Source organism: Plantibacter sp. MMLR14_011 (genome assembly GCF_001865025.1).
Taxonomy (GTDB): domain Bacteria; phylum Actinomycetota; class Actinomycetes; order Actinomycetales; family Microbacteriaceae; genus Plantibacter; species Plantibacter flavus_A.
Genome location: NZ_MJGW01000094.1, coordinates 20,286 through 44,195 on the forward strand (window position 1 = coordinate 20,286; position 23,910 = coordinate 44,195).

General features: G+C 70.7%; 21 protein-coding genes. 10 read left to right on the top strand and 11 right to left on the bottom strand.

Annotated features, from left to right (window positions below):
* Positions 1-25 precede the first annotated feature (25 nt).
* Positions 26-856 carry a DUF3097 domain-containing protein gene (locus tag BIU99_RS18065; protein WP_071262446.1) on the bottom strand — a complete coding sequence of 277 codons (831 nt, stop codon included), beginning with the start codon at positions 854-856 and terminating at the stop codon, positions 26-28.
* Between the two features lie 119 nt (positions 857-975).
* A complete protein-coding gene (locus BIU99_RS18070; RefSeq protein ID WP_064295286.1) occupies positions 976-1,722 on the bottom strand; it encodes a gamma-glutamyl-gamma-aminobutyrate hydrolase family protein in 747 nt (248 codons plus the stop codon).
* A 366-nt stretch (positions 1,723-2,088) separates the two neighbouring features.
* Between BIU99_RS18070 and BIU99_RS20360 the strand changes: the two genes are divergently transcribed.
* The 5 genes from BIU99_RS20360 to BIU99_RS18095 all read left to right on the top strand — a co-directional run bounded on the left by BIU99_RS20360 (position 2,089) and on the right by BIU99_RS18095 (position 7,654).
* Positions 2,089-4,047 (top strand): TPM domain-containing protein, encoded by a 1,959-nt coding sequence (locus BIU99_RS20360; RefSeq protein WP_256374767.1) that lies wholly within the window; start codon positions 2,089-2,091, stop codon positions 4,045-4,047.
* Positions 4,048-4,121: 74 nt separating this feature from the next.
* Positions 4,122-4,895, top strand: coding sequence for a PspA/IM30 family protein (locus tag BIU99_RS18080; RefSeq protein WP_071262448.1), 774 nt, complete (start codon positions 4,122-4,124; stop codon positions 4,893-4,895).
* Between the two features lie 79 nt (positions 4,896-4,974).
* Positions 4,975-5,835 carry an arginase family protein gene (locus tag BIU99_RS18085; protein WP_064295283.1) on the top strand — a complete coding sequence of 287 codons (861 nt, stop codon included), beginning with the start codon at positions 4,975-4,977 and terminating at the stop codon, positions 5,833-5,835.
* Complete coding sequence (locus BIU99_RS18090) at positions 5,832-7,247, top strand: NAD(P)/FAD-dependent oxidoreductase (protein WP_064295282.1); 1,416 nt, start codon at positions 5,832-5,834, stop codon at positions 7,245-7,247. Before BIU99_RS18085 ends, BIU99_RS18090 begins: the two co-directional genes overlap by 4 nt.
* On the top strand, positions 7,244-7,654 hold the full coding sequence (locus BIU99_RS18095) for a Fe-S oxidoreductase (RefSeq protein ID WP_071262449.1): 411 nt from the start codon (positions 7,244-7,246) through the stop codon (positions 7,652-7,654). Before BIU99_RS18090 ends, BIU99_RS18095 begins: the two co-directional genes overlap by 4 nt.
* Before the next feature lie 46 nt (positions 7,655-7,700).
* On the opposite strand, the gene BIU99_RS18100 is transcribed toward BIU99_RS18095, so the two are convergent.
* Complete coding sequence (locus BIU99_RS18100) at positions 7,701-8,156, bottom strand: SIP domain-containing protein (RefSeq protein WP_064295280.1); 456 nt, start codon at positions 8,154-8,156, stop codon at positions 7,701-7,703.
* Between the two features lie 273 nt (positions 8,157-8,429).
* On the opposite strand from BIU99_RS18100, the gene BIU99_RS18105 reads away from it, so the two are divergent.
* From BIU99_RS18105 to BIU99_RS18125, 5 genes are read left to right on the top strand one after another with little or no spacing between them, the layout of a single operon-like run.
* Positions 8,430-9,938, top strand: coding sequence for an ABC transporter substrate-binding protein (locus BIU99_RS18105; RefSeq protein WP_071262450.1), 1,509 nt, complete (start codon positions 8,430-8,432; stop codon positions 9,936-9,938).
* Entirely contained in the window at positions 9,935-10,894 is a 960-nt protein-coding gene (locus BIU99_RS18110; protein ID WP_071262451.1) for an ABC transporter permease, read from the top strand. The genes BIU99_RS18105 and BIU99_RS18110 overlap by 4 nt, the downstream gene beginning before the upstream one ends.
* Complete coding sequence (locus BIU99_RS18115) at positions 10,891-11,802, top strand: ABC transporter permease (protein WP_083397457.1); 912 nt, start codon at positions 10,891-10,893, stop codon at positions 11,800-11,802. The genes BIU99_RS18110 and BIU99_RS18115 overlap by 4 nt, the downstream gene beginning before the upstream one ends.
* Positions 11,799-12,587 carry an ABC transporter ATP-binding protein gene (locus BIU99_RS18120; RefSeq protein ID WP_071262452.1) on the top strand — a complete coding sequence of 263 codons (789 nt, stop codon included), beginning with the start codon at positions 11,799-11,801 and terminating at the stop codon, positions 12,585-12,587. Before BIU99_RS18115 ends, BIU99_RS18120 begins: the two co-directional genes overlap by 4 nt.
* A complete protein-coding gene (locus tag BIU99_RS18125) occupies positions 12,580-13,365 on the top strand; it encodes an ABC transporter ATP-binding protein (RefSeq protein WP_071262453.1) in 786 nt (261 codons plus the stop codon). The genes BIU99_RS18120 and BIU99_RS18125 overlap by 8 nt, the downstream gene beginning before the upstream one ends.
* Before the next feature lie 133 nt (positions 13,366-13,498).
* Here the strand turns inward: BIU99_RS18125 and BIU99_RS18130 are convergent, their stop codons facing one another.
* From BIU99_RS18130 to BIU99_RS18165, 8 genes are all read right to left on the bottom strand, one after another.
* A complete protein-coding gene (locus BIU99_RS18130) occupies positions 13,499-14,452 on the bottom strand; it encodes an oxygenase MpaB family protein (RefSeq protein ID WP_254773654.1) in 954 nt (317 codons plus the stop codon).
* Positions 14,453-14,581: 129 nt separating this feature from the next.
* Positions 14,582-15,346, bottom strand: coding sequence for an SAM-dependent methyltransferase (locus tag BIU99_RS18135; protein ID WP_071262555.1), 765 nt, complete (start codon positions 15,344-15,346; stop codon positions 14,582-14,584).
* A gap of 35 nt (positions 15,347-15,381) precedes the next feature.
* Positions 15,382-17,100 (bottom strand): ABC transporter ATP-binding protein, encoded by a 1,719-nt coding sequence (locus tag BIU99_RS18140; RefSeq protein ID WP_071262454.1) that lies wholly within the window; start codon positions 17,098-17,100, stop codon positions 15,382-15,384.
* On the bottom strand, positions 17,097-17,969 hold the full coding sequence (locus BIU99_RS18145; RefSeq protein WP_082916039.1) for an ABC transporter permease: 873 nt from the start codon (positions 17,967-17,969) through the stop codon (positions 17,097-17,099). Before BIU99_RS18145 ends, BIU99_RS18140 begins: the two co-directional genes overlap by 4 nt.
* A complete protein-coding gene (locus BIU99_RS18150) occupies positions 17,966-19,057 on the bottom strand; it encodes an ABC transporter permease (RefSeq protein ID WP_071262455.1) in 1,092 nt (363 codons plus the stop codon). The genes BIU99_RS18145 and BIU99_RS18150 overlap by 4 nt, the downstream gene beginning before the upstream one ends.
* Before the next feature lie 72 nt (positions 19,058-19,129).
* Positions 19,130-20,752, bottom strand: coding sequence for an ABC transporter substrate-binding protein (locus tag BIU99_RS18155; RefSeq protein WP_071262456.1), 1,623 nt, complete (start codon positions 20,750-20,752; stop codon positions 19,130-19,132).
* Positions 20,753-20,842: 90 nt separating this feature from the next.
* Complete coding sequence (locus tag BIU99_RS18160; protein WP_071262457.1) at positions 20,843-22,363, bottom strand: NtaA/DmoA family FMN-dependent monooxygenase; 1,521 nt, start codon at positions 22,361-22,363, stop codon at positions 20,843-20,845.
* Between the two features lie 102 nt (positions 22,364-22,465).
* Positions 22,466-23,896 (bottom strand): amidase, encoded by a 1,431-nt coding sequence (locus BIU99_RS18165; RefSeq protein ID WP_071262458.1) that lies wholly within the window; start codon positions 23,894-23,896, stop codon positions 22,466-22,468.
* Between the last annotated feature and the right edge of the window lie 14 nt (positions 23,897-23,910).

The following is a 23,910-nucleotide window of genomic DNA, read 5'->3' on the forward strand; positions in this document are numbered from 1 at the left end:
CGCGCTGGCGCAACCGACGAACGGGTCAGTCGACGGTGACGAAGTCGATGAGCTGCTCGACGCGACCGAGGAGCTCCGGCTCGAGGTCGTTGAAGGTCCGGACCTGACCGAGGATGCGCTTCCAGGCACGGGCGATGTCGGCTTGCGAGTCGTGCGGCCAGCCGAAGGCCTGGCAGATGCCCTTCTTCCACTCGATGGAGCGAGGGATGGTCGGCCACTCGCGCAGGCCGACCCTTGCGGGCTTCACGGCCTGCCAGACGTCGACGTACGGGTGTCCGACGATGAGGACGTTCCGGCCGTTCGGTCCGGCCATGACGGCGTCGGCGATCCGCTGCTCCTTCGAGCCGGGGACCAGATGGTCGACGAGGACGCCGACACGACGGTCGGGGCCGGGCCGGAACTCGGCGAGCGCGGCGTCGAGGTGGTCGACGCCTGCGAGGTATTCGACGACGACGCCCTCCACGCGGAGGTCGTCACCCCAGACCCGCTCGACGAGTTCCGCGTCGTGGCGGCCCTCGACGAAGATCCGGCTCGCGCGAGCCACCCGAGCGGTCGTCTCCACCGCGAAGGAGCCGGAAGCGGTGCGCGCCCGCCCGGTCGGTGCACGCTTCGGCACGACGAGGACGACGGGCTCACCCTCGAGGAGGAATCCCGCCCCCATCGGGAACACGCGCCGCTTGCCGCGGTAGTCCTCGAGCTCGACCGTCTTCGCCTCGACGCGTGTGATCGCGCCGCAGAAGCCACCCAGTTCCTCGACCACGAGGTCGGTCACCGCCTCGACCTCACGGGCCACCACGCGGTTCTTCTTCCGCCAGTCCCCCGCGAGGACGTCCTGACCGTACCTGTCTTCGAACACCCGTCAACGCTACGACAGCACCGTTCACAACTCAGGATCACCGCGGCGTGGCGGCGGCACCTGCCGCCTCGGGCAGACGACACTCCGAGATCGTCCTGAATTGCGAACCGCGCCGGTACTCAGGCTGCGGCGCGCTCGGCCTCACGGGCGAGACCGCCGAGCAGGAGCCCGAGCTGGTCGTCCACGGTGCCCGGGTCCTCCGGGTGCCACTGCACGCCCGTGATCGGCAGGGTGCGGTGCTCGATCGCCTCGACGGTGCCGTCGGAGGCCCAGGCGACGGCACGCAGACCCTCGCCGAGCTCGCCGACCGACTGGTGGTGGGCGCTTTGCACCTGGAGGTGACGGGCGCCGAGTCGGAATGCGAGGGCGCTCGAGGGGTCGAGTTCGACCTCGTGCGGGGTCATGCTCTCATCGACCGGGACGCCCTCGTTGCGGTGGGCGCTGTGCTCACCGAGGTCCTGCACGAGCGTCCCGCCGAGGGCGACGTTGATGATCTGGTGACCGCGGCAGATCCCGAGCAGCGGTGTGCCCCGCTCGGCCGCGCGACGGGCGACCGCGAGCTGGGCGCGGTCGGCCTCGGGGAAGTGCTGGCCTTCGGCGCGGTAGCCGGTGGTGCCGCCGTACTGGGCGGGATCGATGTCGGCTCCGCCCATGATGACGACGGCGGAGGCCCCGTCGGTCGAGGCGAGGAGCGCATCGGTGCCGAGGTCGTGCGCGGCCAACCGGGTCACGCGCCAGCCTGCCCGTTCGGCGGCGGCGATGGTCCGTCCGACGAGGATCTGCACGTACTCGTGGTACGCCTGGTCGTCCTCACGGAACCTGGTGACCTCGACGAGCGCCAGCATGGGTGAGACGTGTCCTTGCATGATGCTCCTTCCAGGGGTTCCGTGAGGTGACTCCACCAGTCTCGCCGGGCGGATGCCCTCGCGCGAGCTGCCGCGTCACGGTCGGTAACAGAGTCCCGGTGGGCGTCGGTGAAGCCCGGTCACCGCCGTATAGCACAGCTGTGGTTCGGCACGCTCGCTGGGAGCCCGCTGTAGAGATGTCGAGGGCCCGGACCTAGACTCGGAATCGAGCCGCGGGGTGGGGCTCCAGGGTCCGAACGAGTGACGAGGTGGCCGATGCGGGTTCGCTGGGCGGTATCGATCTGGGCCTTCTGCGTGGCCGTGCTCCTCGGAGTGGGAGCCACCGCCGCCTGGGCGGAGAGCCCGGTGCAGCTCGGGGATGGGCGCGTGTCCGACAGCGCAGGTGTCCTCAGCAGCGGTGAGGCCACCGAGATCACGACGGCCGTCGACGAGCTGGCCGCGGATCACGGCGTCGACCTCTGGGTGGTCTACGTGCCGACCTTCACCGACCCGAGTGACGCCGAGTCCTGGGCGAACCAGACCGCGAAGGACAACAACCTCGGACCGAACCAGTACCTGCTGGCCGTGGCGACCGAGGACCGCGCCTACTACCTCTCCGGCGACTCCAGCGGACCGGTGAGCGGTGACCAGCTGACCGAGATCGAGCAGCAGCGGATCCTGCCGCAGCTGCGTGATGACGACTGGACCGGCGCCGGCGTCGCTGCCGCCGAAGGCCTGGGTGCCGCCGTCGGCGGCGGGTCGATCGGGGGCACCGGTAGCGGATCAGGTGGCTCGACCGGGTGGCTGACCATCCTGCTGATCGTGGTCGTCGCCGTCGTGGCCGTCGTCCTCCTGGTCGTCTTCCTCCGCCGGCGCCGCGCTGCGAACGGCGACGGCGCGGTGACCGCGGGCCGGCAGGGGGCGCCGGTCGACCCGCTGACCATCGCCCCGATCCCCGAGCTCGAACGACTCGCCGGCAGTGCGCTCGTCCAGACCGACGACGCGGTCCGGACGAGCGAGGAGGAGCTCGGCTTCGCGACCGCCTCCTACGGCGAACCGGCCACGGCCGCGTTCACCGCTGCCCTCGCCGGAGCGAAGGACGACCTCTCGCACGCCTTCGCACTCAAGCAGCGGCTCGACGACGCCGAGCCGGACACGGAGCAGCAACAACGCGACTGGAACCTCCAGATCATCCGGCTCTGCGAGCACGCGAACCACGTGCTCGACGAACAGGCCGCCTCGTTCGACGAGCTCCGCGCGCTCGAGAAGAACGCGCCCGCGGCGGTCGAGGAGCTGCGAGCCAGGGCGGCCGCAGCCGGACCGACGGTGACGGCCGCGCAAGACGCGGTACACGCCCTGCAGACGCGCTACAGCCCCGACGCCCTCATCACCGTGATCGACAACCCGGCGCAGGCGACCGAGCGACTCGCCTTCGCCACTGCGGCGATCTCGGACGCAGCTGCGCGGCTCGCCGCCGGAGACTCGGGCGAGGCCGCCGTCGGCATCCGCGCCGCGGAGGAAGCGCTCGACCAGGCCACCCAGCTCACCGGGGCCGTGAAGCGGCTGCAGGCGGATCTGACGACCGCCGAGCAGCACCTCGCCGCCCGACTGGCCGAATTGGACGGGGACGTCGCCGCGGCGGGCGGCCAATCCGACCCGACCGGCACCCTCGCCGCAGCGGTCGCGAGCACCACCGCGACGGTCTCCCAGGTGCGCGGCGCGCTCGGCGCACCGAACAACCCGATCGCCCTCCTCGCCCGCCTGGATGCGGCGAACACGCAGATCGACGGCGCTCTCCAGGGGGTGCGCACCGCGGCGGAGCAGCGACAACGCGCCGCGGCCGCCCTCGGACAGACCCTGCAGACGGCGGGCGCGCAGGTGTCGGCTGCAGAGGACTTCATCGTCTCGCGGCGCGGAGCCGTCGGCCCGGAGGCCCGGACGCGCCTCGCCGAGGCCGGCCGAACCCTCGTGCAGGCCCAGGGCCTTGCCGCCACCGACCCGACGCAGGCGCTCCCCCTCGCCCAGCGCGCCAACTCGCTCGCGAGTCAAGCGGTGCAGCTCGCCCAGGCCGACCTCGGGCAGTTCCAGAGCCAGTCGGCGGGCGGACTCGACGGCATGTTCGGCGGCGGCCAGGGTCAGCAGGGCGGCAACGGGATGCTCGGTGCGGTCCTCGGCGGCATCCTGATCAACTCCGTCCTCGGCGGCGGGTCCCGTTCCGGCGGCGGCATGTTCGGCGGCGGCGGATCGAGCGGCGGCATGTTCGGCGGCGGCTCCGGTCGCTCACGCAGCGCCGGCAGCTTCGGTGGCGGCGGCACCCGTTCCCGACGTGGCGGCGGTCGCTTCTGATCCGCTGCACCACCCATCTCATCACCAGACACCGACCGACACGACCCAGCAGGACACGAGAGAGGAACCACACCATGGCAGAGAAGCAGTCCATCTTCGGACGCATCGCCCAGCTGACCAAGGCCAACATCAACGCGCTGCTCGACTCCGCCGAGGACCCGCAGAAGATGCTCGACCAGATGGTCCGGGACTACACGAACTCGATCGCCGACGCCGAGAGCGCGATCGCCGAGACGATCGGCAACCTCCGGCTCCTCGAACAGGACCACCGGCAGGACGTCGAGGCGGCCTCCGAGTGGGGCACCAAGGCGCTGGCCGCGAGTCGCAAGGCCGACGAATACCGTCAGGCGGGCAACGCCGCAGACGCCGACAAGTTCGACAACCTCGCGAAGATCGCGCTCCAGCGCCAGATCGGCGCCGAGAACGAGGCCAAGCAGGCCGAGCCGCAGCTGGCGTCCCAGACGAAGGTCGTCGAGCAGCTGAAGAACGGCCTCAACGGCATGAAGACGAAGCTCGAGCAGCTGAAGACGAAGCGCAGCGAGCTGGTCGCCCGGGCCAAGACCGCCGAGGCGCAGCGCAAGGTCGCGGACGCGGTCGGCAGCATCGACATCATGGATCCGACGAGCGACCTCAGCCGCTACGAGGACAAGATCCGTCGCGAGGAGGCGAAGGTGCTCGGCCAGCAGGAGCTCGCCGCCTCGAGTCTCGACGCGCAGTTCAACGACCTCGATGACCTCGGCGAGCTGACCGAGGTCGAGGCCCGCCTCGCCGCGCTGAAGGGCGGCGGTTCCGCGTCGCCCGCGATCGAGTCCTCCGGCCCCGAGTACACCCCGAACGCCGGACAGTAGTACCGATCCGACGGGCGCTCGGGACCTCCCGAGGGCCCGTCGACCTCGCCCCCTCGCACCATCTCCAGGAAGGCACCGCATGACGAAGTTCGTCGTCGTCCCCCAGTGGCAGGGCTCCGGCTCGTCCAGGGCCATGCAGTTGATCGATGGAGCCGAGGCGATCCGTGGCGACCTGCCGACGGCGGCCACGACACTCGTCCACGTGCCGACCGAGGCCGGCGAGGCACTCGACACCGACATCCGGCGCGCAAGTTCCCTCGTGACGACCGCGGAACTCCAACGTCAGGCGCTCGTCGGGATCGACGAGCCCGTCATCACCATCGGTGGGGACTGCGGCGTCGAACTCGCGTCGGTCGGTGAGGCCCTCCGACGCGACCCCGGCATCGCAGTCGTCTGGTTCGACGCCCACGGCGACCTCAACACCCCGCTCAGCTCGCCGTCCGGGTCGTTCAGCGGCATGGTCGCCCGGGCACTCACCGGCGAAGGCGCCGCGATGCTGCTGCCCGAGGCCCCGCTCGATCCCGCCCGGCTCGTCCTCGTGGGGGTGCGCGACCTCGACGACGGTGAACTCGCCCACATCGAGGAGCGTGGCATCCCCATGGTCTCCTCGGTGATGACGAGCGCCGCCGAGGTGGTCGCGGCCGTCGAGGCGACGGGCGCCGACCGCGTCTACCTGCACGTGGACGTCGACGTCCTCGACCCCGCGGTCATCGCCGGCGTCAGCTCGGCCGTCCCCTTCGGTCTCGAACTCGGCACCCTGCTCGACTGCATCACCGCCCTCCGGGCACGGTTCGGCTTCGCCGGGGCGGGGGTCACGGGCTTCTCGCCCGGCTCCCCCGACGCCGCAGCCGACGACCTCGGCACCATCCTCCGCATCATCGGCGCGATCAGTCGCGAACCGAAACCCGACAGCACCAACCCGACAGGAGTCACCCCATGAGCCGTACCGTCGATCTCGTCGTCATCGGAGCCGGACCCGTCGGCGAGAACGTCGCCGACTACGCCCACAAGGGCGGTCTGAGCGTCGTCATCGTCGAGAGCGAACTGGTCGGCGGTGAGTGCTCCTACTGGGCCTGCATGCCGTCCAAGGCCCTCATCCGCTCGGGAGCCGCCCTGCGGGCCGCCAAGCGCACGGGGGGAGCAATCCCCGAGGACACCGCGCTCGATCCGCTCAAGGTCCTCGCGCGACGGGACTCGTTCACGAGCGACTGGTCGGACGACGGCCAGGTCGAGTGGCTCGAGGGCGCCGGCATCGAGCTGGTGCGTGGGCACGGTCGCCTGACCGGCGAGCGCGAGGTCACCGTGACGGCCGCCGACGGCTCGACGACGGTGCTCACGGCGACGCACGCCGTCGCGGTCTGCACCGGCTCCGCGGCGCTCCTTCCCGACATCCCCGGGCTGTCGGCGGTGGAGCCGTGGACGAGCCGCGAGGCCACGAGCGTCCAGACCCTGCCCGAGTCCGTCGCCTTCCTCGGTGGCGGCGTCGTCGCCGTCGAGCTCGCGACCGCCTACCGCTCGCTCGGGGTCGACGTCACGCTCGTCGCCCGCAGCGGCCTGCTCGGCAACACCGAGCCGTTCGCCGGCGAGCTCGTCGAGTCCTCCCTGCGTGAACTCGGCGTGACGATCGTGCACGCCTCCCCCACCGCCGTCTCCCGTGCCGCCGACGGCGCCGTCACGCTCGAGTTCGACGACCGGGACGCGGTGACGACGGCGGAACTCGTCGTGGCCACCGGCCGGACGCCCCGGACGGACGACCTCGGGCTCGAGACCGTCGGCCTGGAACCGGGTGCCTGGATCGAGGTCGACGATCAGCTCCTCGCCCACGGCAGCGACTGGCTCTACGCCGTCGGCGACGTCAACCACCGGGCGCTCCTGACGCACCAGGGCAAATACCAGGCACGCGCCGCGGGAGCGGTCATCGCAGCACGGGCGAACGGCGAGGACGTCGACACCAGCCCGTGGAGCGACCACGCGGCGACCGCCGACCACCGTGCCGTGCCGCAGGTCGTCTTCTCCGAGCCCGAGGTCGCAGCCGTCGGACTCACGGCCGCGCAGGCCGAGGCGGCGGGGATCGCCCACCGGGTGGTCGACTACGACCTCGGTGGCATCGCGGGCTCGAGCCTCCACGCCGACGGCTACACCGGGCGGGCGAGGATGGTCGTCGACGAGGATCGCGGCGTGATCATCGGGATGACCTTCGTGGGTCAGGACGTCGCCGAACTCGTCCACGCCGCGACGATCGCCGTCGTCGGTGAGGTGCCGCTGCACCGCCTCTGGCACGCGGTGCCGTCCTACCCGACGATGAGCGAGATCTGGCTGCGACTCCTCGAGACCTACCGGAGCGGTGCGTGACCCGTCCCGGCGACGTCGACGAGCCGCGGAGCCGTCGTTCCGGCGGCCCGTGGCTCGACTCACCCCTGAGCCGGATCGGGTACTGGTACGCCACGCTCACCGGGCTCGTCTGGGGCGCACTCTGGAGCACCGGTCCGGTCGAACGGCGGGGCGGGATGGTCGTCTTCCGCGGGATGCCGTCGTGGACGTTCGGCCGAGGTGGCTCATGCGTCGGCGGGGTGTACCTCACCGACCGGAACGTGTCGACCCGGGTGCTCGAACACGAGGCGGTGCACAAACGGCAGTGGCAGCGGTACGGCATGCTCTTCCCGCTGATGTACGCGATCGCCGGTCGAGATCCGCTCCGGAACCGCTTCGAGATCGAAGCCGGTCTCGAAGCGGGCGGCTACCTGCCGAAGCGCCGCTGAGGAGCGTCGCGGCGTCCGCGCGATGCCGAGCCGGTTCGAGGGCGTGTCAGTGCGATGCGCGCTCGACCGAGCTCGATCGCTGACGCACGCCGATGCTCGCCAGGGTCATCCTGAGGTCGTTCCGGAGACCCGTCAGGTGCTCCGTCTCGCCGCCGATCCACACGTGGTAGTCGGCCGCGTCGTGTCCGTCGACGTCGAGCATCTCGCTCGCCCAGGCCCGGGTCGCTCGCGCGACGGCCTGACCGCGTGCGCACCGGCTGCCCGTTCCGGGTTCCCCCGAACGCGCTGCGCGGACGAGCCACGTCACGACGACGCGTCCCGGCGAGTCGAGGGTGGTGATCGACGCGGCGTCGTCGACCTCGACGAAGACCTGACCGCGGGCGCAGATGGGGAGCAGCGCGAGGACCTCGGCCAGCTCGCCGACCGACGACTCGTCGCCCGCGAGCAGCACGTGGCGTGCGTCCGCGACGGCGAACTCCGCCGGATCCTCGAAATAGCTCACGCGATCAGTATAGGCGAGCCTAAGCTCACTTCGATCCCCTGCGCAGGGTCTTCCAAGGCGGCGGAGCACATCACGATCCGATCACTCTGTGACGCCCCCTGACACCGTGGCTGGCACCACACACGTCGACTGGGTACGCTCGCTGGAGCCCCAGCGATGCGGCTTTCCGGACGCGGTCCAGTATTCACGCGGCCCAGGCGGGAATGCCCGCTGCCCGGAACCGGTTGTGCGTCTCCAGATGCCGGCCACTCCAGCATCCCCGAAAGGACCTCCATGCGTCATCGTCAGCTGCGTCGTCAGCTCCTCACCGCCGCGATCGCGGTCACCGGCGCCGCCCTCGTCCTCACCGGCTGCGCAGGCCCGGCCGCGACGCCGACGCCCGACGCCGACGCGACCCTGCGGGTCGGTCTCGTCCTGGAGCCCTCCGACCTCAACATCCGCACCACCTCCGGCGCCGCGCTCGACCAGATCCTCATCGACAACGTCTACCAGGGCCTCGTGTCCCGCACCGAGGACAACCAGATCGTCGACACGCTCGCCAAGAGCCACGACATCAGCGCCGACGGTCTCACCTACACCTTCGTCCTCCGCGACGGCGTGACCTTCCACGACGGCGCCGCCCTGACCGCGGCCGACGTCGTCGACTCCATCACCCAGGTGCAGCAGGACCCGACCTTCGTCGACAACGTGGCGCTCCAGAAGGTCGCCTCGATCACGGCCGTCGACGACTCGACCGTGCAGCTGCAGCTCACCTCGCCCGACTCCAACCTGTTGTGGACCCTGACCGGACGCGCAGGACTCGTGCTGGAGTCGGGCGCCACCAACGACCTGTCGACGACCGCCAACGGCACCGGGCCGTTCACCCTGAAGACCTGGAAGCAGGGCGACAGCATCACCTTCGACCGGAACGCGAAGTACTGGGGCGACGCTCCAAAGGTCAAGGAGGTCGTCTTCAGCTACATCCCCGACGCCTCCTCCGCCGTCAACGCCACCCTCGCCGGCGAACTCGACGTGCAGACGGCGCTCGACGCGAACCTCAAGGACCAGATCACCCGCGCCGACGGGTTCAGCATCACCGAAGGCAAGACGACCGACAAGTACACCCTCGCCTTCAACAACCAGCGTGCTCCCCTGAACGACCCCCTCGTCCGGCAGGCGCTCCGCTCCGCCATCGACCACGCCGCGATCGTCGAGGCCGTCGGCGGCGCCGCGGTCGAGCAGTACGGGCCGATCCCCGAGCTCGACCCGGGCTACGAGAACCTCAGCGAGCTGGTGAAGTACGACCCGGACCAGGCGAAGGCGCTGCTCGCCCAGGCCGGCCAGGAGAACCTGTCGCTGACGCTCACGATCCCGAGCTTCTACGGCACCTCGGTGGCCAACGTCCTGGTGTCCGAGTTCAAGGCCATCGGCGTCACCCTCACCGTGAAGAGCGTCGAGTTCCCGACCTGGCTCAACGACGTCTACACGAACAAGGACTACGACCTCAGCTACGTGAACCACGTCGAGGCGCGCGACTTCCAGAACTGGGCGAACCCGAACTACTATTTCGGCTACGACAACGCGCAGGTCCAGTCGCTCTATGCTGAATCCGTAGCGGCGACCGACCCGGCCGTCGCAGCCCAGAAGCTCAAGGAGGCGGCGTACCTCGTGTCGAAGGACAACGCCGCCGACTGGCTCTACACCGCGATCACCCTCACGGTGGTGCGCGACGGCGTGACCGGCTTCCCCGTGGACTCGGTCAACTCGCGCATCAACCTGGCGAAGGTCGCCGTGACCGGGTGACCCGCTTCATCCTGACGAGGCTGGTGCTCCTCCTCGTCGGGCTGCTCGCCGCGAGCGCCCTGATCTTCTTCACCATCAGGGTGCTCCCGGGCGACGTCGCCCAGGTCATCGCCGGAACGGACGCGACGCCCGAAGCGGTCGCCGCGATCCGCGAACAGTTGGGACTCGGCCAGCCCGTCCTCCTGCAGTACCTCGACTGGATCGGCGGGTTGCTCCGCGGCGATCTCGGGAACTCGCTCATCACGGGCACCCCCGTCGCCAGCGAACTCGCCCAGAAGGCGCAGGTCACCGTTCCGCTCGGCATCATGGCGCTCGTGATCGCGCTCGCGTTCAGCGTGCCGCTCGGGGTGTTGGCCGCCGTCCGGCGTACCCGCGCAACGGGCGTCGTCATCTCCTTCGCGTCGCAGGGGCTCGCCGCCGTCCCGGTCGTCTGGGCCGGCATGATGCTCGTGCTCCTCTTCGCCGTCGTGCTCGGTTGGCTCCCGGCGCAGGGCTTCCCGCGCGCGGGCTGGAACGATCCGCTGGCGGCGATCCGCGCACTCCTCCTCCCGGCACTCACGATCGGCGTCGTCGAGGGCGCGGTCCTGCTGCGCTTCGTCCGTTCCGCCGCCCTCGACGCGATCGGCCAGGACTACGTCCGGACGGCGGCGGCCAAGGGGCTGACCCGTTCGCAGGCACTCATCCGCCATGGGCTGCCGAACGTGGCCCTCTCGGTCGTCACCGTGCTCGGGCTCCAGATCGCCGGGCTCATCGTCGGCAGCGTCATCATCGAACAGCTCTTCACCCTGCCCGGCATCGGGCGCATGCTCGTCGCCGACGTCGGCAACCGCGACCTCGTGAAAGTGCAAGGCGAGCTTCTCGTCCTCACCGGGGTGGTCCTCGTGATCGGTGCCGTCGTGGACGTGGTCCACCGTATCGCGGACCCGCGACTCCGAGAACGGGAGCGCAGCGCATGACCGCTCGTCAGGATCACGCCCGTCGGCGCACGGCATCAGGCGGACTCCGCACGCTCGTGTCCGGCCCGGCCGGCGTGTTCGGGCTCGTCGTGGTCATCCTGCTCCTCCTGAGCGCCGGTGTCTCCTTCCTCTGGACGCCCTACGACCCCCAGCTCACCGATCCGTTCGCGAAGTGGCTGGCTCCGTCGCCGGCCCATCTGCTCGGCACGGACGAGGTCGGACGCGACATCTTCAGCCTGCTGCTCGTCGGTGCTCGGGTGACCGTGGCCGTCGCGATCGGTTCCGCCGTGGTCTCGACGATCATCGGGGTCGCGCTCGCCGCCCTCGGTTCGCTCACGCGGCGCTGGGTCCGGGAGACGGTCGCGGTACTGATCGACATCCTCATCGCGTTCCCGACACTCCTCATCGCCATGATGATCGCCTCGGTCTTCGGCGGCTCGCTGTGGGTCGTCATCTGGGCGGTGGGTATCAGCTTCGGTGTGAATATCGCCCGGGTGACCCGCCCCGAGATCCGCCGGGTCTCGCACAGCGAGTACGTGCTCGCCGGCAAGGCCGCCGGTCTCGGACCGGTGAGGAACCTGACGCGGCATCTGCTGCCGAACATCGCACCGGTGTTCATCGTCCAGCTGTCGTGGTCGATGGCGGTCGCGGTCCTCGCCGAGGCGGGCCTGTCGTACCTCGGCTACGGCGCCCCCTCCAGCGTCCCGTCGTGGGGTCGGATGCTCAGTGAGCTGCAGACCTACCTCGCCGTGCACCCGCTGTCGGTGCTGTGGCCGGGGCTCGCCATCACCGTCACCGTCCTCGCCCTCAACCTGCTGGGTGACGCCCTGCGGGACGCGACCGATCCGACCCTCGGTCGCCAAGGACCCGCCTCGACCCCCACCTCGCCCCAGGGGGTGACCGCATGAGTCTCGACGTCCAGGACCTCGTGGTCACGCTCGGCGGCCGCCGGGTCGTCGACGGCGTGAGTTTCAGCGTGCCGGCGGGCGCACGGTTCGGCATCATCGGCGAGTCCGGATCCGGGAAGTCGCTGACGGCGCTGGCGATCCTCGGACTCCTCCCCGACGGCGCTTCGGTGAGCGGCAGCATCCGCTGGCAGGGCGAGGAACTCCTCGGCCGGGACGACCGCGAACTGGCGCGGATCCGCGGGCGTGAGATCGGGATCGTGTTCCAGGAACCTCGGACGGCGCTCAACCCGATCCGCACCATCGGACGTCAGATCGGCGAGTCACTGCGCATCCACGAGGGGCTGTCGAAACGGGAAGCACTCGACCGGGCCGTCGAACTCGCCGCGCGGGTCCGTCTGCCCGACCCCGAGCGCATCGTCCGGCGGTACCCGCACCAGCTGTCCGGCGGGCAACGCCAGCGGGTCGCGGCCGCCATCGCCCTCGCCTGCGGACCCTCCCTGCTCATCGCGGACGAACCGACCACGGCGCTCGACGTCACCATCCAGTCGGAGATCCTGGGCCTCTTCGAACGTCTCGTGAGCGAGACCGGGGCGTCCCTCGTCTTCATCACGCACGACCTCGCGGTCCTTTCCCGGATCGCCAGCGATGCTGTGGTACTCGCGCAGGGCAAGGTCGTCGAGGCCGGGCCCGTCGCACGGCTGCTCTCGACGCCGGTGTCGCCCGTGACGCAGCGGCTGTTGGCCGCCGCGAAGACCATGAGCTGGAAGGGCGAGGACGATGACTGAGCCGCTGCTCCGCGCCAAGGGCCTCGGACGGGTCTACACGAACCCGCGGGAGTCGGTCTTCCAGCGCCCGAGCCGCACCGCCGCGCTCCACCCGAGCGACCTCGTCGTCGCCCCGGGTGAGGCCGTCGGAATCATCGGCGAATCGGGGTCGGGCAAGTCGACGCTCGTCCGCCTCCTGCTCGCGCTCGACAAACCGAGCTCCGGCACGGTCGAGTTCGACGGCCGTCCGGTCAGCGCCGCGGCGAGCGCCAGGAGTCTGCACTGGTTCCGCCGACAGACGGGCGTGGTGTTCCAGGACCCGTACGCGTCGCTCGACCCGCGGATGAGTATCGGGCGGATCGTCGCCGAGCCGCTCTCCGCGCTCGGGATCGACGGCGACCACCGTTCCAAGGTGCGCGCGGTACTCCGGCTCGTCGGTCTCGACGCCGACGCGGCCGACCGCTTCCCGCATGAGTTCTCCGGTGGTCAGCGCCAGCGCATCGCCCTCTCGCGAGCGATCGTGCACCGCCCTCGCCTCCTCGTCGGCGACGAACCCCTCAGCGCGCTCGACGTCACCGTCCGCGCGCAGATCCTCGAGTTGCTCGGCGGGCTGCGGCAGGAGCTCGGGCTCGCGATCGTGCTCGTCTCGCACGACATCGGCGTGGTGCAGCATCTCTGCGACCGGGTCGTCGTCATGCGCGACGGATCGATCGTCGAGGAGGGTCCGGTCGCCAAGGTCCTCAGTCGGCCCTCGCACCCGTACACGACCCAGCTGCTCGCCTCGGTCCCCCGCCTCTGACGCCGCCCAGCTCCCGTGCCACCGTCTCGGTCCCTGAGCCACCATCCCCCGGTCCCTCAGCGACCATCCCCGGTCCCTCAGACACCATCCGGTCCCTCAGACACCATCCAGTCCCTGAGCCTGTCGAACGGCCTCAGGCGGACGGCTCCGCCAGGCGCCGGTGCCGGCGCAGCGCCGCGCGCTGGCTCGGCGACTCACCGTGCAGGACGAGCCCCACGATCCACAGGACGACCCGCGTCGCCGTCACGACCGGCAGCGGGATCGGACCGAGGTGCGCGGTGCGCAGCCCGAGGATGCGGCGGTACTCGGCTGGGATCGTCGCGACGGCTCCCGCGAAGAGGATCCCGTAGGCGGGGAGCAGCGAGCGGTCGAGCGGCGGACGCCGGAGGAACGCCAGGGTATCGTCCACCCTCGGGCCGCCGGTCAGCTCGCCCGCGTCGAGGTATCCGCGCAGCTGTCGGGCCAGCTCGGCCTCGGAGCGGGGCGGGTCGACGACGCCCATGAGCTCACCCGCGAGTGCCCAGTCGGCCACATAGGCGTCCGCACCACCGGGGATCCGGCCACCCCAGGTCTGTCGCACGCTCAGGAAGGCGTCGGTGAACGCGAGGTGCACCCAGCGCAGGAGGTCCGGGTCGTTGGCCGCGTACGGGCGCACCACGCCATGGGCGTCGAGGTATTCCCCGACGACGCGTTCGTGGAGCTTGAGCACGTAGTCGCTCGTCCGACGGGCCGTGTCGCGGTCGCCGTAGGTGACGGTGAAGATCCAGCGGATGGTGCCGTCGAGCCGTCCGAGCGGGTCCTCCCGGTACCGGGACCAGTCGTGCACGCCGGCGAGCGCCCCGGGGTGGGCCGCCTGCAGGAGGAGCGCCCGGATGCCGGCGACCATGGTCTCGACACCGCCGTGCACCGTCCAGGCCGCGGAGTCGGGCGTGAAGAACCCCGCGTCGGTGCCGTCCTCGAGATCGAGCGTCCACTGCGGCGGGCGGTCCTGCTCCACCGCGAAGACCGCGAGGATGCGTGAGCGGAGCCCGGCGAGCAGGCGGGTGCGCAGGCGGGAGACCGGTCGCCGTCCAGTGCCGACATCCACCACTCGATCGTCCTCCACTCGCCGTCACGACGAGCCTACGTCGGGATGCCGGCGGCCCCACCCGTAGGGGGATCATCTCCTCCATCGCGGTCCCTGAGCCTGTCGAAGGGCGCCTCGGCAGGGCCCCGGTCACCGGATGGGCTTGCGCGCTTCGATGAGGGTTCGGGAGGAGTGCGCGACGAACGGGCCGTCCCCCTGCAGGGAACGGTGCAGCTCCTGCAGGCGGTCGAGGTAGCGCGCGGAGGTGAATCCGGGCACCATCCAGATCACCTTGCGCAGGAACCAGACGATCGCACCGACGTCATGGAACTCGATGCGCATCCGTTCGGTCCGCAACTCGACGATCTCGAGCCCGGCGGCACGGGCGGCGGCGGCCTCGTCGTCGGGATGACGCGCGCGACGGACCGCTTCGGGCTGTGGGCCGAGGAAGGCCTCGACGAGTTCGAACACGCTCGCCGGTCCGACGTGCTGGGCGAGGTAGCCGCCGCCCGGGGCGATCACCCGAGCCACGTCGGTCCAGTCCACGGCGACGGGATGCCGACTCGACACGAGCGCGAACGAGTCGTCCGCGAACGGCAATGGAGCACCCTCCTCCGTGCGAACGACGACGACGCCGCGCGGGTGCAGGCGGGCGGCGGCTCGGGCGAGGTTCGGTGGCCAGGACTCGGTGGCGGCGGCGAGCGGTGGAAGCACCGGCGCCGTGTCCAACACCTCTCCCCCGCCGGTCTCGAGGTCGAGCGAGGACGGGACGTCGGCCAGACGTCTCCCGAGCAACTCCGAGAACCGCCAGGAGGGGCGCTCCTCACTGGCCCGGCCGTCGAGCCAGGAGAAGTCCCACCCGTCGACCGAGGCGGCGTCGGCCTCGGCGACGAGGTCGTCGAACGATCGTGACATGGTCTCCTCCGTGCGCGGCTCCGTGCTCGGTGCGCTCATCCGACGGCCTCGAACCGGCTCGGATCGAGCCGCTCGACGTCGAACCGCGGCACCGCGTCGAGCAGCTCCCGAGTGTACGCGTGCTGCGGATGCCCGAGGACGGCCGAGGCCGGGCCCGACTCGACGACGCGCCCGTTGGACAGCACCGTCACCTCGTCGGCGATCTGCCTGACGAGACCGAGGTCGTGCGAGATGAACAGGTAGCTGAGCGCGTGCTCGTCCCGGAGGTCGAGGAGCAGTTCGACGATCTGCGCCTGCACCGAGACGTCGAGCGCCGAGGTGGGCTCGTCGAGGACGAGCACCGACGGCGCGAGGACGAGCGTCCTCGCGAGTGCGACCCGTTGGCGCTGACCGCCCGACACCTCCCGTGCACGACGCCCCTGCGCACTCGCGGGGAGGGCGACCTGGTCGAGGATGGTCGCGACGCGGCGCCGGCGTTCGGCGGCGCTCCGCACCCCGTGGATCCGCAGGGGCTCCTCGATGATCTGTCCGACGGTGTACCGCGGATCGACCGCCGAAAGCGGGTTCTGGTAGACCAGCTGGAGGTCGCGCGCGAAGGGGTTGGCGACGGCGTTGTCCCGCGGGAGTTCCCGGCCGACGACACGCACCGAGCCGTCGTCGAAGGAGGTGAGCCCGGCGACGATGCGCGCGAGCGTCGATTTGCCCGACCCGGACTCGCCGACGAGCGCGTGGATCGAACGCGGACGGAGGACGAGCGACGCGCCGTCGAGTGCGGGCGGCGCCTGCGGATCGCGTGCGAACCGTTTGGACACGTGCGACACCTCGACCACCGCGGGCGCCGCGTTCGTCTCGCCGCGCTGCTCCGCCTGCACCTGCTCGGCCGCAGCGCGGATGCGTTCCCGGTAGCGCAAGGGCGAGGACGCGGGCGAGTCGGAGAGCAGCCCCACCGTGTAGGGGTGCCGCGGTGCGAGCAACACCTCCTCGGCCAGGCCCGACTCACGGACGTTCCCGTCCTGTAGGACCACGATCGCGTCGCTGCGCTCCTGCGCCACCGCCAGGTCGTGGGTGATGAAGAGGATCCCGAGCCCGAGCTCCTGCCGGAGGCCGTCGAGGAGGTCGAGGATGCGCCGTTGGACGGTCACGTCGAGCGCGGACGTCGGCTCGTCGGCGATGAGCAGCTTGGGCCTCGCCGCAATGGCGATCGCGATGAGCACCCGCTGCAACTGCCCGCCCGAGAGCTCGTGCGGGTAGGACCGCACGCGGGCCGAGGCCTGACGGATGCCCACGTGCTCGAGCAACTCGATCACGCGCGCGGGGACCTCCGAGCGTGGGGTGTCGCCCGCCACCTGGACCGCCTGGGCGATCTGCACGCCGATCCGCTGCAGCGGGTCGAGTGAACTCAGCGGATCCTGCGGGATGAAACCGAGCGTCGAGCCGCGCAGGGGGCGCCACTGCTTCCGGGAGAAATCGGCGACCTCGTGTCCGGCGACCGTGACCCGACCGGCGGTGACCGAGCCGTTGCCGGGGAGGAGCCCCGCGACCGCCCGGGCGATCGTGCTCTTCCCCGAACCGGACTGACCCACGAGCGACACCGTCTCGCCGCGTCCCACCTGGAACGACACGTCGCGCACCGTGTCGGTCGGCCCCCTCGAGCCGCGCGTCCGGTATCCGACGGCGAGTCCGTCGACGAGCAACGGCACCGGAGCCGCGTCGACGACGTGGAGTGCGCTGTGCTGCAGGGCTGCCTGGTTCATGCGGTGGTCCTCTCGTGGGTGAGTCGGCTGAGACGGCTGATGGCGAGCACGGTGACGGCGATCACGAGGCCCGGGACGACGACGAGCCACGGCGAGGACACGACGTACTGACGACCCTCGGAGACGAGCAGACCCCACTCCGGGTCGGGCGGCGGAGCTCCGTACCCCAGGAAGCTGAGCGAGGAGATCCAGATGATCGCGAGTCCGAACTGGAGGGCCGTGAGCGACAGCACCGCGGAGTACGAGTTCGGGAAGACGTGCTTGGCGAGGACGTACGCCCGCGAACCGCCGAGATGGTGACTCGCCTCGACGAACGGCAGGTCCTTCACCGTCAACACCTCGGAGCGCATGATCCTGGTGAACGCCGCGATCGAGGAGATCCCCACGGCGACGGCCGCGTTCAGGGTGCCGAAGCCGAGCGCCACGACGACGACCATCGCGAGGAGCAGCCCGGGGATCGAGAGCAGCACGTCGACGATCCGGCTGATGACGGCGTCGACGAGACCGCCGAACGACGCGGCCACGAGCCCGAGGACCGTGCCGGCGCCGAGACCGATGAGGACGGCGACCGCCGAGCCGAGCAGGGTCCGACCGGTGCCGTGGATCACCCGCGACAGCAGGTCGCGACCGAGGGAGTCGGTTCCGAACCAGTGCGCGACCGATGGAGCGGCGAGCGCGTTGGCGTCGTCGGGCTCGAGCGGGTCGTACGGCGTGAGGAGGCCGGGTGCGACCACGGACACGAGGACGAGACCGACCACGATGATCGCCAGGACGTCAGCGACCCCGAGGCGGCCGAGGAGTCGACGGAACGCGTCCGGTCCGTCGTCGGCCGCGGTGACGTCGCGGTCCGGTCGGAGTCGGAGGCTCATGCGTCCACGCTCGCTTTCGTCGGGATACCGTCGGGCACCGCCGTCCCCGTCGCCGCCGATGTCGCGACCGTCGGCCTGGCGAGGCGGGAGCGTCGGGACCGCCCATGCCCCGGGCGGACGATGCGCGGGTCGAGGACGGGGTAGACGAGGTCGGTCACGAGATTGATGCCGACGTAGATGGAGGAGATGAGGATGACGACGGCCAGGATCACCGGGGTGTCCTGATCGCGCACGCTCTCGAAGGTGATCAATCCGAGGCCGGTGCGGGTGAACACGGCCTCGACGACGACGGCACCGGCCAGCAGCTCTCCGACGACGAGGGCGAGCATCGTGATCGACGGGATCGCACCGTTCTTCAGGACGTGGCCGAGGGCGATCCGGACCTCGCTCGTCCCCTTCGCGCGGAGCACGGTGACGAAGGGTTCGTCCGCGGCCTTCCGGAGTCCCTGGATCAACACCTGCGTCAACGGACCGTTGACAGCGAGCGCCAGGGTCAGTGCCGGGAGCACGTAGGACACGAAGCCCTGATCGCGCACCGACGACACCCAGCCGAGCTGGAAGGAGAAGATCGCGAGGAGCACGAAGCCGATGAGGAAGCTCGGCGCGGAGATGGAGGCGATGGGCGCTGAGGCCGCGATGCTCCTGATCGCCCTGACGGGGGCGTACACGGCGGTGAGTGCGATGGCGAGCGACAGCACGATCGTCATGATGAACGCCACGCCTGCGAGCACGATGGTGTCCGAGAAGCCCTGCGCGACGAGGTCCGAGACGGCACGACCGCTGACCAGCGAGTACCCCAGGTCTCCCTGGAAGAGTCGGCTCACCGTCAGCGCGAACTGTTCGATCGGCGACAGGTCGAAGTGGTAGTAGGCCCGCAGTGCTTCGCCGGCGGACGGGGGCAGTGGGTTGAGCGGGCTCGTCAGCTTGTTCTCGATGGGGTCGCCGGGCAGGACGAAGAGGGTGAAGAAGACGAGCGTGTAGACGAGGGCGATCACGAGGAGCGCCTGGGCGACGCGCCTGATCACGTACTCGCGGTACTGCCGGCGTCGCGTGTCCGCCGCGCTGGCGTTCGGATGCTGGTTGGACATGTGGGGCCTCCTCTCGGAAAGGGACGGGACCGGAGACGGGAGGGCCGTCCGGTCGACGGCCCTCCCGCTCGCTCAGTCCTCGATCGAGGTGTTGTAGAACTCCGGCAGGGCGCCGTCGGTGAGGGAGAAGCCCTTCACCCGCTGCTGGGTGACGAACACCTGGCTGTCGTTGAGGATCGGGACGACGTAGGCCTGGTCGATCAGGTGGTCCTGGATCTGTCCGAGGATCGCCGCACGGGTGTCGTCGTCGGTCGCCGCGTTCTGCGCGTCGAGCAGCGACTGCAGGGTCGTGTCGGAGCCGGCGAGACCGAGGAGGTCGGAGCCGTCCTTGCTGTAGTACTCGCTGAGGCCCTTCGAGGGGTCAGGGTGCGGCCAACCGACTCGGAGCGCTCCGACCTCCGGGTCCGCGAACGCGGTCGCCCAGTAGGTGGAGTAGTCGAGCTCGTTGAGTGACAGCTCGATCCCGACGTTCTTGAACTGGTTCTGGATCTGCTGGAAGAGGCTCTTCGCCGTGTTGTCGTAGACGTCGATGTAGGTCTTCACCGTGAGCCGCTCGCCGCCCTTCGTGCGGTAGCCGTCCGCGTCGCGCTCGGTCCAGCCGGCGCCGTCGAGGAGGCGGTTCGCCGCATCCGGGTCGTAGGCGAACTTCGCCGATTCGTCGACGTAGCCGAAGGTGCCAGGCGACAGGACCGACGTCGCGGGCGTCCAGCTGTCGGTGTACTGCGTCTCGATGATCTGCTCACGGTCGATCGCGTGCAGCAGCGCCTTGCGGACGTCGACGTCGTCGAGGAACGGCGCCTGGCTGCGGAGGAACCACTGGTTGCTGAGACCGACACCCGTCTTGGACACGATGTCGTAGCCGGCGTCGACGAGCCCCTGCTCCTCGCTCGGCTGGACGTAGCGGATGACGTCAGCCTCGCCCGACTTCAGGGTGCCGAGCCGGACGCTGTCCTCCTGCACGGGGATGACCGTGACCGAGGCGAGGTGCGCCTCGCCCTGGTTCGGGGAGGACGGCGGGGCCCAGGCGTACCCCTCACGACGGTCGAGCACGATCTCCTTGCCGTAGGTCTCGGAGGCGACGACGAAGGGACCGGAGCCGATGAGGTTCACGAACTTCGACTGATCCTCCTTGCTCGCGTCGATCGTGGCGTCGGCGACGAGCCCGGATCCCCACCCGGTGAGCACGTTGAGGAAGGGCGCGTAGGGTGCGGCGAGGACGACGGTGACGGTGCTGGTCGCGTCGTCCGGCGTCGCCACGAGACCGGACGGGAACTGTGCGTTCGGGGTCGTCCCCTTCGCCTCGTCGCCGGTCGACTGCCAGTTCAGGTTCTTCGCGACGCTCGCGGCGTCGACGGCGGTGCCGTCGCTGTAGGTGACGCCGTCACGGATCACGAAGGTGTACGTGAGACCGTCGGGGCTGACGGTCCAGGAGTCGGCGATCCACGGTTCGAGTTCGCCCGTCTCCGCGTTCCGGTAGAGCAGGCGGTCGGCGATGTTCTGCTGCAGCGCACGGGTCTGCCACGTGCCCGCCTCCTGCACCTGCGCCGAGGTGGGGATCTCCGCATCGAGGTAGGTGAGGCTGCCACCGTCCGCGTCGGACGAGGCCGACGCCGCCGAGCAGCCGGTCAGCGCGATGCTCACGGCGACGAGGGCTGCGGCGGCGAGTCGTGCTCGCCGTCTGGTGGTTCGGGTCATGACGGGTACTCCTGTGGGTCGGGGTGGTCCGGTGCTGTGCCGGTGTGGTTGCCCATCCTGGACGGCGCACCGGGCCACCCCGCCGCTCTGTTACGACAGGTTTCCCACGGGTTCCCTCGATGACGCCGTATGACCGTCGACCGTCCCGCCGTGCCGGTCGCCGAGGTTCCGTCCTCCGCGGTATCGTGCGGCCGGGTGGTCGTCCGGGAGCCGGGCCGCCCCGCCCGTCAGGCGCTCACGGAGCGTCTCCCCCGGTCGATACGCGTCGCGCAGCCGCCCACGGCGACGCAGCTCCGGCACGACGAGTTCGACGAAGTCGGTGAGCGTGTCGAGGCTGTGGTACTGCCGCAGGTTGATGCCGTCGATACCGACCTCGTCCAACCATCGCTCGATCTCGTCGGCCACGACCTCGGGGGTGCCGACGGCGAAGAAGTCCCGCTCGAGGTCGCTGCCGACCCGGCTGATGAACTCGCCGACGGTGCCGGCCGTCACCTGGGGCGGGAGCGCGTCGGCCGGGACCCCCTCTGCGGCGAGCGCCTCGGCGACCGTCCGGTCCACCGGGTGGGCCTCCGGGTCAAACGGCAGCCCGGCGTGGACGAACCGGCCGACGATGCTCGCGTGCTCCCGATACTGCGCGGCCTTCGCCTCGGCCTCCTCCTGCGTCGGCGCGACGATGACGGCGGCCTGGACGACGATCTTGAGCGCGGCCCCGTCGCGTCCGTTGTCGGCCGCCGCCGCACGGAACCGTTCCAGGAGCGGTCCTGCACCACCGGGACCCCGTACGCCCGTGAACACCGCTTCGGCGTGCCGTCCGGCGAACGCGATGCCGGCCGGAGAGGCGGTCGCGGTGTAGAGCAGCGGTGTCCGCTGCGCGCTGGGCTCGGACAGGTGCGGTCCGGCGACCTGGAAGTAGCGCCCGACGTGGTCGATGTACCGCACCTTGTCGGGGTCCGAGTAGACGCCGGCCTCCCGGTCACGGATGATGGCGTCGTCGTCCCAGGACCCCTCCCAGAGCTTGTAGAGGACGTCCAGGTACTCCTCGGCGATCGCGAACCGCTCGTCGTGCGGGATCTCCTCGGCGAGGCCGAAGTTGCGTGCGGCGTTGGGCAGGTACGAGGTGACGATGTTCCACGCGACGCGGCCGTTCGTCAGGTGGTCGAGGGTGCTCATGCGACGGGCGAAGGCGAACGGTGGCTCGTAGCTCGTCGAGAAGGTGATGCCGAAGCCGAGGTGCTCGGTCACGGCGGCCATCGCGGGGACGACGAGCAGGGGGTCGTTGTTCGGGATCTGCAGGCCCTCGCGCAGGGCGTCGGCCGGGCCGCCACGGAACACGTCGTAGGCGCCGACCACGTCGGCGATGAAGATCGCGTCGAACCCGCCCGCCTCCGCCGTCCGGGCGAGCGTCGTCCAGTACCAGATGTCGGTGTACTGGTCGCGTCGGTTGTCCGGCAGGCGCCAGAGGCCGTGGGTGATGTGGCTCACGCAGTTCATCTCGAACAGGTTGAGGATGAGCTGCTTGGGGTGGGACTGCGTCGGGCTGGACGGTGCGTTGATGATCGACTCCTCCGGTGCGGCGGCGATCGGTCCGTCCGGACCGGGCCGTCTGAGCACCCTAGGCGCAGCGGGAGGGGCGAGGTCCGGCCGCGGTGTCACATCACGTCATACGGAGCGCTGCGGCGCGGGGTCCACGTCGATCGGTCAGCGGGCGTCGGGTCAGTGGGCGATCGGCGGGACGCGGTCCTGCCAACGCAGGCGCCGCTCCAGTTGCGCACCGAGGGCGAGCAGGGTCGCCTCGCCCCCGGGACGCCCGATCAGCTGAACGCCCATCGGCAGTCCCTCGGACGTCTGGTGCACCGGGAGCGTGATGGCCGGCAAGCCGGTCGCGTTCACGAAGGAGGTGTGCGGCGCGTAGCGCACCTGCTGCTCGAAGTTCAGCTCGGGCGAGTCCTGGTCGTACCATCCGATGGGACGTGGCGTCTGGGCGAGGGCCGGCGTGATGATCGCGTCGAAGGGTGCGAACTGCGCGAGGACGCTGCGTTCGAACCGGTGGAGACTGGCGAGCGTCTCCATCAGCCGGGTCGCCGGCAGGGCCCGACCGCGCTCGACGAGGGACCTCGTGATGGGTTCGAGGAGCGTCAGCTCCGCCTCCGAGGTCGCCGGCACACCGGCCGCCGAGGCCTGCCAGATCGTCGTGAAGTCGGCCGGGTACCGTTCGGCGTCGCGGAGGGTGAGCTCCTCCAGGCCGTGCCCCATCGCGGCGAACGCCCGGGTGGCGACGTCGACGGCCGCGAGGGCCTCAGGGTCGACCGCCAGCTCGAAGGCACTGTCCCAGGGTGAGCCGGCGAGGACCGCCAGCTGGAACCGGCCCTCGCCGCGCACGGCGTGCCCGAGCAGCGGTCCGTCGTCGGCGTCGGGTGCGCGCAGCGTGAAGTGGTGGTCGATGCGTCCGTGCACGCGCTCGATCATCGCGTCGAGCAGGAGGGCCGCGTCGGCGACGGTCCGGGCGATCGGCCCGGGGACAACGAGGCCGGCGAGTCGGTCGACACCGGAGCCCGCGGGGACGAGCCCCCGCGTAGGCTTCAGGCCGACGAGCCCGCAGGCGGCCGCAGGGATGCGGACGGAGCCGCCGCCGTCGGAGCCGGGGGCGAACGGGAGGAGCCGCGCGGCGACGGCTGCTGCGGCCCCGCCACTCGACCCGGCCGCCCCACGGTCGAGGGCCCACGGGTTCCGGGTCGGTGTCCCGTCGAGCGGCTCCGTGTAGCCGTAGAGCCCGAACTCCGGGGTCGCGGTCTTCCCGAGGCTCACCGCACCGGCCCGGTCGAGGACGGTGACCAGTTCGTCGTCCGTGGTGGCGACGACCTCGGCGGTGAGTCGCGATCCGAAGCGGACCGGTTGACCGATGCGGGACACGAGGTCCTTGTCGCCGATCGGGAGCCCCCAGAGCGGCGCGGTCCGAGGGAGCGCCTCGACCGCCTCCACCCGCTCCGCGAGCGATCCGGCGGCGACCGAGGTGAAGGCGCCGATCGCGTCGTCGAGGCGCTCGATGCGGTCGAGGTAGTGCCGGGCGAGCTCCGTCGGTGAGACCTCGTCCCGCTGTAACGCCTGCCACTGCTCGAGCGCCGTCAGCTCGTGGAGTTCCGCCATGCGACCAGCCTAGG

Excerpts from the sequence above, each read along its gene's own strand:
- BIU99_RS18070 (WP_064295286.1), bottom strand. The coding sequence starts at position 1,722 with ATGCAAGGACACGTCTCACCCATGCTGGCGCTCGTCGAGGTCACCAGG.
- BIU99_RS18080 (WP_071262448.1), top strand. The coding sequence starts at position 4,122 with ATGGCAGAGAAGCAGTCCATCTTCGGACGCATCGCCCAGCTGACCAAG.
- BIU99_RS18085 (WP_064295283.1), top strand. The coding sequence starts at position 4,975 with ATGACGAAGTTCGTCGTCGTCCCCCAGTGGCAGGGCTCCGGCTCGTCC.
- BIU99_RS18090 (WP_064295282.1), top strand. The coding sequence starts at position 5,832 with ATGAGCCGTACCGTCGATCTCGTCGTCATCGGAGCCGGACCCGTCGGC.
- BIU99_RS18105 (WP_071262450.1), top strand. The coding sequence starts at position 8,430 with ATGCGTCATCGTCAGCTGCGTCGTCAGCTCCTCACCGCCGCGATCGCG.
- BIU99_RS18115 (WP_083397457.1), top strand. The coding sequence starts at position 10,891 with ATGACCGCTCGTCAGGATCACGCCCGTCGGCGCACGGCATCAGGCGGA.
- BIU99_RS18120 (WP_071262452.1), top strand. The coding sequence starts at position 11,799 with ATGAGTCTCGACGTCCAGGACCTCGTGGTCACGCTCGGCGGCCGCCGG.
- BIU99_RS18125 (WP_071262453.1), top strand. The coding sequence starts at position 12,580 with ATGACTGAGCCGCTGCTCCGCGCCAAGGGCCTCGGACGGGTCTACACG.
- BIU99_RS18135 (WP_071262555.1), bottom strand. The coding sequence starts at position 15,346 with ATGTCACGATCGTTCGACGACCTCGTCGCCGAGGCCGACGCCGCCTCG.
- BIU99_RS18140 (WP_071262454.1), bottom strand. The coding sequence starts at position 17,100 with ATGAACCAGGCAGCCCTGCAGCACAGCGCACTCCACGTCGTCGACGCG.
- BIU99_RS18145 (WP_082916039.1), bottom strand. The coding sequence starts at position 17,969 with ATGAGCCTCCGACTCCGACCGGACCGCGACGTCACCGCGGCCGACGAC.
- BIU99_RS18150 (WP_071262455.1), bottom strand. The coding sequence starts at position 19,057 with ATGTCCAACCAGCATCCGAACGCCAGCGCGGCGGACACGCGACGCCGG.
- BIU99_RS18155 (WP_071262456.1), bottom strand. The coding sequence starts at position 20,752 with ATGACCCGAACCACCAGACGGCGAGCACGACTCGCCGCCGCAGCCCTC.
- BIU99_RS18165 (WP_071262458.1), bottom strand. The coding sequence starts at position 23,896 with ATGGCGGAACTCCACGAGCTGACGGCGCTCGAGCAGTGGCAGGCGTTA.